Raw genomic sequence first — 13,424 nt, 5'->3', positions numbered from 1 at the left:
TGGCAAGTTGCCGCGAGCATGTGGGATGGCGAATGGTCCCAAGCCTCACACCGATGGACTCTTTTCCCGGTCCGGTTCGCGCTCGCGGTTCCCATCGGACAGGCTTTGAATCTGACCTTCGCCTCCATCCATCCGCCGTGGCCTCGATGTGGTCAACGCCTCGAAGCCGGAAATTACATCGAAAAGTTCCTCGTCGATGCCCGTCTGGCGCAACTGCTGGAACGCGCTATTCAACTGCGCCAGCATCTCACTGATGTTCTTGTCGGCTCGCTCCATGGCCGCCAGTCTGCTCGCATTCTCGCTAGCGAGGGATTCGGCACAGGCCCGAAAGAGCGAGATGAACAAATATTCGCGGATGAGTGCGCCGGTAGTCTCAGGTCCGGTGCCCACGATCTGGGGCAAGTTTCCTGTTGGCCAGCGCATACTTGCGACATCGTCTTGCCACTGGGCGTCGAGTGGCAGCAAACGCTGACCAACCGGTTCGAATAGGGCTCCGGCCATGGGCCGGTTATGGAACACCCAAAGGCTGGTTTGCGCAGAGTCAGCCTGAAGCCCTTCGCTTTCAAACAGAAGCTGTGCGACAAAGGCAGTGATACCCTGGACAGAATTGGGAACAGCAAGAAGGCCAACCGGCGGTAGGCCCGCATCCGCGAGACGAGCATGAACACGCTCGCCTATAGCCCAGACCTGAGCTTTGCCAGTCAGAGCATCAAGTGTCTTGATCGCATGATCGGCGACAATATCGTTAAACCTCCCGACCAGTCCTTGGTCAGATCCGAATACGACAGCGCCAACCGCATCGGCCTGATCGGTTTCATTTCTCTCCGCTATCGGGGACGCTACCCGGTTTTCCCGAAACCAGGCGCCCAATCCCAATTCCACGGTTCGATTATAGTCGGCCAGCGCATGGACCGATCTTTCATATTGGCCAATGTTCGACGCGGCCAAGGCTTTCATTGTCCGGACGACGGATTGGAGATCGCTGGCATTGTTGATTTTTCGCCGCAGGCTCTCGATGGTATCGCTCATGATCGTTCTCGTCCGCCTGCCACAGGCCGCGATGAAGTGTTCTGCAGTTCTAGGGTGCCGGGCGATCCTGCGGTAAACTGGGCCTTCGGCGCGGCTTGGAAAGGCGCGACGGCCGCTCTGGCAATTTCAACGATAGTCGAGCGATCCTCGTCGCTGAGCTTGCCGGCGCTTTCAAATCGTTCGCGCACTTGAGCGGGTATGTGCACGGCCGCCTTCTGGACGGCGAGCTCGGCATCGGGCATCTGCTCGAGCGCGACGGTATCGAAGAGCTTGGCGGTTGCCGCAAGCAAGACAGCGATTTGCGCCGGCACCGGCACTGGCGCGCCTTCCCCCTGCTGCAGGCACGCGCGGATACGCTGTCCATGTTCGATCGTCTTGCGGGTGGCTTCATCCAATCGGGCACCAAAGCGGGCAAAGGTCTCGAGTTCCTCGAACTGCGCATAGGCAAGCTTGAGATCGCCTGCGACGGCGCGGTAGGCGGAACGCTGTGCCTTGCCGCCGACGCGCGAAACCGATTTGCCGACGTCGACAGCGGGCAGGATGCCCAATTCGAACAGCGACGGCGAGAGATATATCTGCCCATCGGTGATCGAAATGAGATTGGTCGGAATGTAGGCGGAGATGTTCTGTGCTTCGGTTTCAATGATGGGCAGGGCGGTGATCGACCCGCCTCCGAGTTCTTCGCGCAAATGGGTTGCTCGTTCGAGCAATCGTGCGTGAATGTAGAAGATGTCGCCGGGAAAGGCCTCGCGGCCGGGCGGGCGCCGCAACAGAAGGGACAATTCGCGATAGGCGCGCGCATGTTGCGTGAGATCGTCATAAACGATGAGAACATCGCGGCCCTGCTCCATGAAATGCTCTGCGATACTGGTCGCGGCATATGGGGCGATAAAGGCGAGACCGGGCGGGTCATTGCCTTCGGTGACGACAACGACAGTGTAGTCGAGCGCGCCCGCTTCACGCAGGGTCGCTACCGCTTTGGCGACGGCGGACGCGCGCTGGCCAATCGCACAATAGACGCACAGCACGTTCTGGTCGCGCTGGTTGAGGATAGTGTCGATAGCGATGGCGGTCTTGCCGGTCTGGCGGTCGCCGAGAATCAACTCGCGCTGGCCGCGCCCTATCGGAATGAGCGCATCGATGACCTTGATCCCGGTTTGCAGAGGGATCGTCACAGCTGCGCGATCCATGATGTGCGGTGCCGTGCGCTCAATAGGCAAACGGTCGCTGGCGACGACCGGTCCGTTGCCATCGAGTGGCCGGCCAAGGGGGTCGATAACGCGGCCCAGCAGGCCTTCGCCCACGGCAACATCCATGACTCGGCTTGTTCGCTCGACCTCATCGCCCGCGTTCAAATGAGAATACGCGCCGAGCAGAACGACGCCGGTTTCACTGTCATCAACATTGAATGCCATGCCGAGCACGTCGCCGGGAAAGCGTATCAGCTCCTCGAAGCCGACTTCGGGGAGCCCGGAGACCTTGGCGACCCCGGTCGCAATACTGGTGATGGTTCCCACCTCTCTTGGTGCCAGCTGCGGTGCGAATACCTTCCGCGTCTGACCGATTCCTGCAAATGCAGAGTCGAATGCACTTTGTAGGGTTTCGGACCTGGCTGTCATTGGCGTTGCGTTTCGGGTTTTGGTTTATCGGCCTTTGATCCGGCTTTGGGCGTTGTCGGCGGTCCGGTTGCGGTATCAACCAGATCCTTGTCTTGATGAAGGCTGGCAACCACCTTTTCCATCGCAGTGAGGTAGTCCGCGATGGACCAGGCTATCTTTTGTCCATTCGTGATTAATTCGATTCCGCTCACCAGGCTTGGCGCGGTCTCGAACCGCAAGGGAATATCGGCCGAGAACGTCTCCGTGAGCGCTTGCTCAATCGTAGCACGTTGCTCGCCCGACAAGCCGTAGGCGCTGCGGACGAGCACGGGCTCGGACGCAGCTTCGAGCGTCTGAGCGAGGGTCTCTTTTGTTCCGCCTTTCATCGTGCGCACCTGTTGGACGAACATTTCGGTCATACGCTCTTCAAGGCTGACCGCGGCGAGATCTTTCAGCGTCTTCCGCGCGATGGCGAACACTTCCTGTTGGGTTTTACGGCGTATGGCGTCATTGAGATTGTCGGCTTCGGCGCGCAACGCTTCCTGGCGTTTGGCACTCAGCGCATCGGCCGCCGTTCTCGCCTCATCGAGAAGCCGCCGACGCTCCGCCTTCACCTCTTCCATCGCTTCGTTCATGAGCGCCGCACGCTGCTCGTCGAACTGTTCGTTCTTGTGAAGGAACAGGTCGCGTTCCTCTTGCGCCTCGGACTTCTTCGCGTCAGCGTCAGCGAGCTCTGCGGCAATTCGCCTTTCCCGGGCATCGAGTGCGTCGAGGATCGGCTTGTAGAGGTAGCGCTTCAGCAACCACACCAGAATGAGAAAGTTGAGCGCTTGCGCGCCGACAGTGAACCAATCGATGAGCATCGATCACTTTCCCGCGGCTTGTGCGATGACGTGGTTCCAGAATGGGTTTGCGAAAACGAGGATCATCGAGAGCACGAAGCAATAGATCGCGACCGACTCGATCATCGCCAAGCCGACAAACAAGGTGCGCGTGATGGTGCTTGCGGCATCGGGCTGTTGTGCCAGCGAACTCAATGCTGTCGAGACCGCACGGCCCTCACCGAGCGCGGGTCCGATGCTCCCGAGCGCAATCGTCAGCCCGGCGGTGACTATTGAAGCGATGCCAATGAGCGTCATACTGTCCATAATGCCTCCTCTTGTTGCCGCGTTTCATGTTCTGGGTTCTGGGGTTGATACGGACCTGGCCGTGCGGCCGCGTGTGGCGGCCGCGATATAGACCGTAGCCAAAATGCTGAAGATATAGGCCTGCACCATGCCGGTGAGCAGACCAAGCGCGCTCATGACGACCGGGAAGATAAACGGCGTGACGGTCAGCAGGATCGCGAGTATCATCGTTCCACTCATCATGTTGCCGAACAGACGAACGGCCAGCGCCAATGTGCGCGACAGTTCGCTGATGATGTTGAACGGCAGCATGATGGCTGTCGGCTCGAGATATGACTTGAGGTAGCTACCCGGCCCCTGCTCCTTGATTCCGGAAAACGGCACCACCACCAGAACGCAGAGCGCGAGAGCGGCCGTGGTCGATAGCGATCCCGTGGGCGGTTCATAGCCGGGGAGGATGGTGAAAAGGCTGGCCAAAGCCAGGAACAGAAAGAGCGTGCCCAGAAAACCGATGTATTTTCTTGGGTGTCGGAGACCGACATCTTCGATTTGCTTTTCGATGCCCGTGACAATGATTTCCAGCAGATTCTGCCATCGGGATCGGTGCAGACCGGTCGAGAGCTTCCGAGTGATGAGCCTGGAGCCGACGGCAAGCACGAACATGAGGCCCCATGTGAACGCAATTGTGGCGTTGAACTTGATGAACCCGTATTGCCAGAAGATCATATCGTCGGGGCTAAGGCGCATAGCGGATCTCCGCTGGCAAATCGGGTGGGTTGGGTCTTGACGAACGGGTCAGCGAGTTCACGAAAAACCGTGCCAGGATGAAGCCCAGGAGGCACAGCAGCCACCGCGCCCAGGCATTGCCGCCGACAAGATAGAAGCCCGCCATGGCGATGCTCGTTCGCACCAGCAAACTGGCCGAAAACCAAAGTGCCGGGCGTTGCGACGGGATTGCCCTCTTCACCGTCCACCAAAGGCCGCCAAAGAAGAATACGCCGAGCAGAAAGCCGAGGAACACAGGCGCTGCCAGTATCATTGTTTCATTCATGATCGTCCTCCCGTTCGCTCTGCATCTCCTTTTGTTCCCTGGCCATCCAATGCCAGGCGTTGAGACAGCCGATGGCGAGGCCAGCCACCAGCAGCGCCAGGGTCCAGGGATGCCTACCCGGATAGCGTTGATCCAGCCAGAACCCGAGGGCAGCGCCCAGCAGCGTCGGAATCGCCACCGACCAGCCGATAAGGCCCATCATTCCCAAACCGAACCAGACGCCTTGTCCTGGATTGCGCCGTGCCTTGAGCTTTCGCGCCGCCTTCAAGCCGACCTGTCGGCTGAGCGACTGGCGCGGCTTCACGCGCCTCTTGCGGGACGGGTCAGTCATTGCGAATACTCGCCATGCGGTGGATGAGGTCACTTTCCATTTTCGCCAATATCGAGCGCAGGCTCTGTTCCTGGCGGTCAAGTGTCAGAAATTCCTGCTCGACTGCTTCACGCAACTGACCAAGGTCTGTTCCGCCCAGCGCGCGACGCACCGATACAAGAACGTCAGCACCAGCCTTGACGAGCACCCCTTCGTCCACAGCGAGAAATACTTCCCCCTCTGACGGAGTCTCGTAAGTCAGTATTCCGGCCGTCAGTGCCGCCACGCAATCAAGACGGCGAGGGAGAATACCAAACGAACCATGATGCGTCTCGGCGACAATCCGCGACACGCCGGTTTTCTCGGTGAAGATATCGAAGGGCAAGAGGATTTTGAGGTTCATGATCAGATGGCATGCTCAGATTGCGAACTTGTCTTTGCCTCGTCGATCGCCCCGATCATGTAGAGTGCGCTTTCGGGATAATCCTTGAATTCGTCGCGCAATATCCGCTCGCAGCCGTTCAGCGCGTCCTCGAGGCTGACCAGTTTACCCGTAAGTCCGGTGAACTGCTCTGTCGTGAAAAAGGGTTGCGTGAGAAACCGCTCCAGCCGGCGGGCGCGTGCGACGACGTTGCGGTCTTCCGGCGAAAGCTGCTCCAGCCCAAGCATGGCGATAATGTCCTTGAGCTCATCATATTGTGCGAGCGTGCGCCGGATTTCCCGCGCCAGGCGGTAATGCCGCTCGCCGACCACGCCTGGTGTGGCCATCTTGGAACTGGATTGCAGGGGGTCGACAGCCGGGAACAGGCCTTCGCTGGCCCGTTTGCGTGAGAGCACGATCGACGCGGAAAGGTGCGAGAAGGTGTGCACAGCCGCCGGATCGGTAAAATCGTCGGCCGGCACGTAGACCGCCTGGATCGAGGTGATGGCGCCAGTATCGGTATTGGCGATCCGCTCTTGCAGCCCCGACAGCTCGGTGCCCATGGTGGGTTGATAGCCGAGCCGCGACGGCATCTGGCCCATCAGGCCCGACACTTCCATTCCTGCCTGGATGAAGCGAAAGATGTTATCGACTAGCAGCAACACGTCGCGGTGCTCTTCATCTCGGAAATATTCGGCCATCGTCAGCGCGGCGTGCCCGACGCGAAATCGGGCGCCAGGCGGCTCGTTCATCTGGCCGAAGAGCATCACCATATTCGGCAACACCCCCGCTTGCTTCATGGCATCGTAAAGCTCTTCACCCTCCCGACAACGCTCACCAATGCCGCAGAAAATGCTTACGCCGGCATTTTGACCGACCATGTTGTTGATCATTTCGGTCAGCAGCACCGTCTTGCCGACGCCGGCTCCGCCAAAAAGGCCCGCCTTGCCGCCGCGCTCCAGCGGTGCGAGGATATCGATGACCTTGATGCCTGTCTCAAAGACTTCGGATCTTGTGGAACGTCGCATAAGCGGCGGCGGTGCATTATGCACCGAACGCCATTTGACGCCCGACACTGCAGGTTCGCGATCTATGGCATTGCCAAACACATCAAACATTCGCGAGAGCACTGCCTTGCCCACCGGTGCTTTCAAGGGTCCGCCCGTGTCCTCGACGATCATTCCGCGAGCGAGGCCCTGTGTGGGCGTCAAGGCAATTCCTCGCACATGATGTGCATCTTGCTGAGCCAGAACTTCAATCACGATCTGTTTGTCCGGACCAGCTCGCAGCACCGAATATATCTGCGGCAAACGGCTGGCGAAACGAACGTCAACGACACTGCCGCGCACTGAAACGACCACGCCACAATTTGAAGAACTGGCTTCAGTGTTCATAAATGCTCACCTCGATCCGCTCGAGTGGAACCAGTCGGCGTACTTCCGCCCCTGCTGTTCCGGTCAGCGATAGGAGGTTTGTGTTCGGCCTGGTGCTGGCACCACACGCAATCGCAATCGATGTGATCGCAACTCGGATCGCGAGAGGTTCCGAGATGGTGTAGCTGCGCTATCGGAAAAAGGATTCGGCTCGCTATCGAGGGCCTGTACATTCGCTGGAGCGCAATGCGCGCGTCGCCGTGCGTGAGCAGCTTCTCCACGGCTGGCCAGCCCCGCTCACCGATGAGATTGACGATGAAGCGGTTGACCATACCGGCACGAAGCAGCGGCCGTAGTTCTTCGCGCCATAGGCTGGAATAGTCTCTGGCTTCAAGGATGCTGCGTGCCGCGAGCAGGCCCGATCGAATGGCGTAGCGCATGCCGAATCCCGCCAGCGCATCCTGGAACCCGGCCTGTTCGCCAATCACGGGGTGACCGCCTTGGATGGCCGAGCGTGGAATCCGGAAATTGCCGAAGCCGCCAAACGGCTTTGCGGCGCGCATTGTCAGCCCCAGTTGACTGCGGAAGAAGGCAACGGTTCGCTCCAGATAGACCGCCTGCTGCTTGAAGCCCTTCAACATACAGCTGGCGAGCGTGCCGCGGCCAGCGTGGATCAGCAGATAAGCGTAACCGCGCGGGGCGAGGCGCTCATCCAGGACGAGCCAGCTCCCGTCTGCCATGTGGGTCTCAAACACATACCCGACGGCGATGATGTCTGCCCGTCTCGGGCCGATCGCGAGGACAGCATTTCCTTCGGCGTCACTCGCCCGGTCTTCGAACCTGACCTCTACCCCAGCCGCAATCGCGTGGCGCAACAACGCATGATCGAGGCAACCTTCGTCGCTTCCCCGTCGAACAAGATAGAATAGGGCGCGCGCACTCTGTACCTGATAATGACTGCCACGGGAATCATAGACCGTGCCCCGGGTCACACCATGATGGTCAAAGGTCGGCTCGATGCCGGCAGCGCGCAGGTCATCCAACACATCCGTTTCGCCGCTCCAGTTCTCGAGGCCCTGGAAGTCCCCGTGAAACCGCATGCCGACATTGCGATGCCACTCGCGCACGAGAACGCGACGCCCAGCACGCGCGAGAGCAATCGCGCAAACGAGGCCCGCCGGACCCGCGCCGATAACCGTCACCTGGTTGCTTACATCTTCACGGGCGAAAGCCGGGTGCGTGTGTGGTGCGCGGATAGGGGACTGGGGGGCTGGCCGATCGTTTCCGGTCCCGGTCCGCGTGAGGGATGGCTGAGCGTGGGACATGATCATTTCGCAAGCGGATAGCAGGCACGCTCGGGCTGCGGCGCGCAGTGAAGACTTGCCTCGAACGGGTGCAGCGCCGTCGGAGTTATTGGTCTGCGGTGGTGCATCAGCGCTGCCACAGCGAGCGAGGCCAGCCGTGCCGGCACCGGATCCGCGCGCGACGTCAGCGCCACCGGCACCGCCAAACCGACCGCGATCCCGGCCGCAGTGGCTCCCGCCAGATATTCAAGGTTTTTCGCGAGGATGTTTCCCGAGACTAGATCCGGCACGAGCAGAATGTCTGCGTCACCGGCCACGGCTGAAACAATCCCTTTGTCCGCGGCTGCCTGGCTCGAGATGGCATTGTCGAAGGCGAGCGGGCCGTCGACCAGCGCGCCGGTGATTTGTCCGCGCTGCGCCATGAGCGTCAGACATGCCGCATCGAGTGTCGAGACGATTTCGGGATTGACCGTCTCTATCGCCGAGAGGACGGCGGCCTTTGGCGTCTCGACCCCGAGGAGTTGGAACAGGTTGATCGCATTTTGCAGGATCTGGGCCTTGGCGCTGAGGTCGGGCGCGATGTTGATCGCCGCGTCGGTAATCCCCAGGAGTCTTGACCGGGTTGCGACGTCGACCAGGAAGACATGACTGACCCGCTCGCTTGGCACACGCAGCCCAAGTTCCTTGTCGAGCAAAGCGTGCATCAGGCTGTCGGTGTGGATATGTCCTTTCATCACTGCATCGGCCTTGCCCTCGCGGGCGAGTTCCACAGCTTTTGCTGCTGCGGCAATTCCCGAACCGGCGGGGACCATCCAATCAGGCGCCGGCGTCCATTCGATATCGCTGCAGATCGCGGCGATCGCCTCCGGATCGCCAACGAGACGCGGCTCGACCAAGCCGAGTCCCTGCGCTTCGCGCATAGTTTCCAGAACTTCCGATTGCGCGGCATCAGCTACAGCAACGCGTATGGGTCCAAGGCCGGTTGCCTGTTCGACGAGGCGCTGCAGATGTGGGGCAGGGGGGGTCAAGTTCACGCCACCTGCCTTGCGGGCTGCGCGGCCAGCAGCCGGCGCATGTGCTGCGCTATCATTTGTTCTTCGTCGGTTGCGAATGCTTCAACAACGACACGGCCCGCAGCCGACGAGATGACGCGTGCACCAGCTGTGTTGCGCGTGGGATCCAGGGCGACGCCCAGATAGCCGAGATCCGCGCAAATGTCGGCGCGAACCATGGGGGCATTGGCGCCGATTCCGCCGGTGAATACGAGGCGATCGAGGCCGCCCAAGACGGCGGTCAGTGCTGCCAGGTGTGAGCGCGCCTGGTAGCAGAAGTACGCTACGGCCTCGAGAGCGGAATGGTCTGTGGGCCGCGCCAGCAATTCCTGCATGTTGCGGCTGAAACCGGACAGTCCCAGCAGTCCCGATTCCTCGTAAAGGAGATGCCGGAGCCGATCTGCGGACAAGTCCATCTCTGTCAGCAAGTAAAGGATGATGCCCGGGTCGAGGTCGCCGCAGCGCGTCCCCATGGGCAGACCGCTCAATGTGCTGAAACCCATCGTCGTCTCGACGCTTCTGCCGCCCTTCAGCGCGCACATCGAAGCCCCGTTCCCGAGATGGGCAACGATGACGCGCTCGCCATCGACGTCGACCTCCTCGCTGCGCAGCCGTTCAACGACATATTCGTAGGAGAGGCCATGAAAGCCGTAACGGCGGATGCCTTGGTCACGCAACTCGCGCGGCAAACCCGTCAGGGTTGCGAGGTGCGGCATGCCATGATGAAAGGCGGTATCGAAGCAGGCGATTTGGGACAGGTCTGGGCGAGCGTTGCGGACTGCGGTGATTCCGGCCAGATTGTGCGGTTGATGCAGCGGAGCAAGCGGCACGAACTCGCGCAACCGCGCCTCCAGCGTCTCGGTTACGAATGTGGCGCAATCACATTCCGCGCCGCCATGGACAATGCGGTGCCCGACTGCCGCCAAACCGTCTCCGGCGGTGTGCCGGTCGATCGCATCCAAAAGCAGATGCAGAGCCATGTCGTGGTCAGCGACTTCTGCCGTTTCATCGAACGCCGTCGTCCCTGCTGCGTCAACGGCGTGAAAACGGCCATGTGCAAGGCCGATGCGGTCGATGGCCCCTGACCAGAGGCGCGCTGGGGGATCCTTGGTCGAAAAGAGCGCGAACTTCACGCTCGACGAGCCGCTGTTGATAACCAGAATGGCATCGCCTGCAGCTGCTCGCAGTTGGGGCTGCGGGGGGCGACCATTGCTAGGCATGGCTGCTGCCCGCAAAGCCGTACAGCCAGCCAAAGATCTGCTCGCCGGTTTTGTCCCTGGCTCGCCGCGCGTCCTCGAGCGCTTGGGTGATCGCGCCGATTACGTCTCTTTCCCGCTGAACCAACGACTGGTCAGGTGACAGCGGCTTGCGCCTTGGCGAGATCGCACCCGCCAACATTGCGGCACCGCGCATCCAGGGATTGAGTACCTCGGAAAGGAGATAGCGGCTCGTCCGCATCGGGTGGAGCCATTTGAGAATATCCGGAATGGGCCCGAAGCCGGATAGAATTCGTTTTCGCGCTTCGCCCAGTGATTGGGGAGGACGGTTTCCTGATTGCCGCGACGGCGCCGCCGAAGTTGGTAATGTTCCGCTGGTTTGAGTGGATGAAGAAGCCATTGTTTCGCCGTTTCGCAAGAGATCGAAGAGGTAGCCGAAAATCGGATCACATCGCGGTCGCCGGAACTGGCGAGTCCTGTGCTGCGCTCCCGGCCGGCATCCTGCCGCGGCCAACACCCGTCAGCCTGGTCCGCTTGAGCATCAGCGCGTTGATGGCAACAAGCGCGGAACTGCCCGACATGGCGAGCGCAGCAATCTCCGGGCTCAGCAGCACGGGATAGAGCACGCCGGCGGCGAGCGGGAAGGCGATGATGTTGTAACCCACCGCCCACCAGAGATTCTGGTGCATCTTGCGCAATGTCGCACGCGACAGGGTGATCGCACCGACAATGTCGAAGGGATCGCTCTTCATCAGGACGACGTCCGCGCTTTCCATGGCGACGTCGGTTCCCGCGCCGATGGCGAATCCGACATCGGCCTGCGTCAGGGCGGGCGCATCGTTGACGCCATCTCCGACCATGCCGACCCGCTGGCCTTGCGCCTGCAGTTCCTTGACCTTATCGGCCTTCTGCCCCGGCAGGACATCGGCGAGCACGATGTCGATGCCGAGTTCCGCGGCGATCCGTTTGGCCGTGCCCGCATTGTCGCCGGTGAGCATCGCGACCTTGACCTTGCGTTCGCGCAGTGCGGCGACGGTCGCCTTGGCGGTGGGGCGAGGTGCATCGGCAATCGCGATCAGGCCCAGTATCTCGCCGCCGCGGGCGACATGGACAACCGTGCGGCCGGCGCCCTTCAACCGCTCGGCGGGTTCCGCAAGCGCGCCCAATGGAACGTTTTCATCCTCCATTACCTGACGGTTCCCGACCACCACGGATGCACCTTCGACTTCGGCACCTGCGCCCTTGCCCTCGCGGTTGGCGAAATTGCGGGCTTCCGGCAAAGTGATGCCCGATGCGCGCTCCAGGATCGCGATGGCAAGCGGATGCTCCGAATTGCGTTCAACCGCTCCGGCCATGCGGAGCACCTCGTCCTGCGTATATTCCGCAGCCGCGACCACATCGACGACCTTGGGCTGCCCCATGGTGAGCGTTCCGGTCTTGTCGAAGATGATCACATCAAGCTTGGTCGCGTCCTCGAGCGCGCCGGCATTCTTGAACAAGATGCCGTTCATCGCACCAAGACCGGTTCCGACCATCACCGCCATCGGGGTGGCAAGACCGAGTGCATCGGGACAGGCGATCACGAACACGGTGATCGTCAGTGTCAATGCGAACAGCAAGGTCGAACCCAGCGCCCAGTACCAGCCGGCAAATGTGGCAAGGCCGATAACGATCGCGGCGAGCACCAGCCATTGCGATGCGCGATCCGCGAGCAATTGCGCCGGTGCCTTGGAGTTTTGCGCTTCCTGGACGAGCTTGACGATCTGGGCGAGGGCGGTATCCGCTCCCACTTTGGTCGCGCGGTAGCGGAAACTGCCGCTGCGGTTGATCGTGGCGCCAATGACCGCATCGCCAGGGGCTTTGGAGACCGGCATGGATTCTCCTGTCAGCATCGATTCATCGACGTCCGACTTGCCATCGAGAATCTCGCCGTCGACGGGGATCTTGTTGCCGGGGCGGATCAGAACGACATCGCCGACCAGCACCTCGGCGGTCGGCACTTCGATCTCCTTCCCGTCGCGCAGGACTGTCGCCATCGGCGGCGCCAGGTCCATCAATGCGCGGATAGCCTGCGAAGCGCCGGCCCTTGCCCGCATTTCGAGCCAGTGGCCAAGAAGAATGAAAACGAGCAGAACCGCCGAGGCTTCGTAGAATTGCTGGCCCTCGAAAAAGAAGGTGGTGCCGACGCTGAACAGATAGCCGGTGCCGACGCTCAGCAACACGAGCACGGCCATGTTGAGAATACCATTGCGCAGCGCTCGGATCGCGGCGACCACGAAGGGCCAGACGGGATAAAGGATCGCCGCGCTTGCAAGCAGGAACAAGGCGATGTTGAGCTCCAGGCCGAAAGGTGGGGTAAGCAAGGGGCGGTCCATCCCCATCGGAGACAGGCCGAAGATCGGAAGACTAAAGATCAGGCTGATGAAGAACCGGTTGCGCATGTCGCGCGCCATCGCGGCCATGTCCATCCCCGCGCCGTGCCCCATTTCATGAGCCATGGCGTCGTGCGCCGGCCCCCCTTTGGCGGCAGCAGCGACGGGTCCCGGCCGGTGATGATGGACGTGACCGGACGCGGGGCCCGCGCGGTTCTGGCTGTCGCCGTCTGGGGTCACCACGGCATCGCGGGCGCAGACATGCCGGGGGACGAGACGGCCGCCGCAGTGAAAGCCGCAGTCATTGATGATGCCGCGCAACTCGGCGACATTTATCAGCGTCTCGTCAAAGACGACCGTTACGCTCTCGGAAGCGGGATTGGCTTCGGCGCTGAGCACTCCAGCGCATTTTGAAAGCTGCTTTTCGACGCCGAGATGATCAAGGCATTGGAACAGCCCGCGGGCTTCAAGTGTCACGGTTGGCAAGGCAAGGCTCCGTTGTTGGTCTGGCTCGCCGATGGTGTTCAGCATGGCCACAGGTGTTCGAGGGGCCAAAGGAGGGGGGCGTGC

General features: G+C 61.1%; 14 protein-coding genes. All 14 read right to left on the bottom strand.

Features of this window, described 5'->3' with window-relative positions; genetic code table 11:
• Positions 1-45: 45 nt before the first annotated feature.
• A complete protein-coding gene (locus tag IEX64_RS06525) occupies positions 46-1,029 on the bottom strand; it encodes a F0F1 ATP synthase subunit gamma (RefSeq protein ID WP_098105926.1) in 984 nt (327 codons plus the stop codon).
• Positions 1,026-2,648 (bottom strand): alternate F1F0 ATPase, F1 subunit alpha, encoded by a 1,623-nt coding sequence (locus tag IEX64_RS06520; protein WP_188818860.1) that lies wholly within the window; start codon positions 2,646-2,648, stop codon positions 1,026-1,028. Before IEX64_RS06520 ends, IEX64_RS06525 begins: the two co-directional genes overlap by 4 nt.
• Positions 2,645-3,490, bottom strand: a complete 846-nt coding sequence (locus IEX64_RS06515; protein ID WP_098105924.1) for a F0F1 ATP synthase subunit B family protein — start codon at positions 3,488-3,490, stop codon at positions 2,645-2,647. The genes IEX64_RS06520 and IEX64_RS06515 overlap by 4 nt, the downstream gene beginning before the upstream one ends.
• Before the next feature lie 3 nt (positions 3,491-3,493).
• Positions 3,494-3,775, bottom strand: a complete 282-nt coding sequence (locus IEX64_RS06510) for a F0F1 ATP synthase subunit C (protein WP_098105923.1) — start codon at positions 3,773-3,775, stop codon at positions 3,494-3,496.
• A gap of 24 nt (positions 3,776-3,799) precedes the next feature.
• Entirely contained in the window at positions 3,800-4,501 is a 702-nt protein-coding gene (locus IEX64_RS06505; RefSeq protein ID WP_098105922.1) for a F0F1 ATP synthase subunit A, read from the bottom strand.
• Entirely contained in the window at positions 4,491-4,805 is a 315-nt protein-coding gene (locus IEX64_RS06500) for an ATP synthase subunit I (protein WP_098105921.1), read from the bottom strand. The genes IEX64_RS06505 and IEX64_RS06500 overlap by 11 nt, the downstream gene beginning before the upstream one ends.
• Positions 4,798-5,136 (bottom strand): AtpZ/AtpI family protein, encoded by a 339-nt coding sequence (locus tag IEX64_RS06495; RefSeq protein ID WP_098105920.1) that lies wholly within the window; start codon positions 5,134-5,136, stop codon positions 4,798-4,800. Before IEX64_RS06495 ends, IEX64_RS06500 begins: the two co-directional genes overlap by 8 nt.
• Positions 5,129-5,518, bottom strand: a complete 390-nt coding sequence (locus IEX64_RS06490) for a F0F1 ATP synthase subunit epsilon (RefSeq protein ID WP_098105919.1) — start codon at positions 5,516-5,518, stop codon at positions 5,129-5,131. The genes IEX64_RS06495 and IEX64_RS06490 overlap by 8 nt, the downstream gene beginning before the upstream one ends.
• 2 nt (positions 5,519-5,520) lie before the next feature.
• A complete protein-coding gene (gene atpD / locus IEX64_RS06485) occupies positions 5,521-6,930 on the bottom strand; it encodes a F0F1 ATP synthase subunit beta (protein ID WP_098105918.1) in 1,410 nt (469 codons plus the stop codon).
• A complete protein-coding gene (locus IEX64_RS06480) occupies positions 6,927-8,111 on the bottom strand; it encodes an NAD(P)/FAD-dependent oxidoreductase (RefSeq protein ID WP_168176343.1) in 1,185 nt (394 codons plus the stop codon). Before IEX64_RS06480 ends, atpD begins: the two co-directional genes overlap by 4 nt.
• Before the next feature lie 125 nt (positions 8,112-8,236).
• The gene (locus IEX64_RS06475) at positions 8,237-9,247 is read right to left on the bottom strand and encodes a bifunctional enoyl-CoA hydratase/phosphate acetyltransferase (RefSeq protein ID WP_188818859.1); all 1,011 of its coding nucleotides are present in this window, start codon (positions 9,245-9,247) and stop codon (positions 8,237-8,239) included.
• Positions 9,244-10,500 carry an acetate/propionate family kinase gene (locus IEX64_RS06470; RefSeq protein WP_229710110.1) on the bottom strand — a complete coding sequence of 419 codons (1,257 nt, stop codon included), beginning with the start codon at positions 10,498-10,500 and terminating at the stop codon, positions 9,244-9,246. The genes IEX64_RS06475 and IEX64_RS06470 overlap by 4 nt, the downstream gene beginning before the upstream one ends.
• Positions 10,478-10,882 (bottom strand): DUF3141 domain-containing protein, encoded by a 405-nt coding sequence (locus IEX64_RS06465; protein ID WP_229710109.1) that lies wholly within the window; start codon positions 10,880-10,882, stop codon positions 10,478-10,480. The genes IEX64_RS06470 and IEX64_RS06465 overlap by 23 nt, the downstream gene beginning before the upstream one ends.
• A gap of 46 nt (positions 10,883-10,928) precedes the next feature.
• Entirely contained in the window at positions 10,929-13,331 is a 2,403-nt protein-coding gene (locus IEX64_RS06460) for a heavy metal translocating P-type ATPase (protein ID WP_229710134.1), read from the bottom strand.
• Positions 13,332-13,424 lie beyond the last annotated feature (93 nt).

Source organism: Novosphingobium indicum (assembly GCF_014645195.1).
Classification (GTDB): domain Bacteria; phylum Pseudomonadota; class Alphaproteobacteria; order Sphingomonadales; family Sphingomonadaceae; genus Novosphingobium; species Novosphingobium indicum.
Note: the sequence above shows the minus strand (reverse complement) of the source record. Positions and strands in the feature narration are given on the sequence as shown.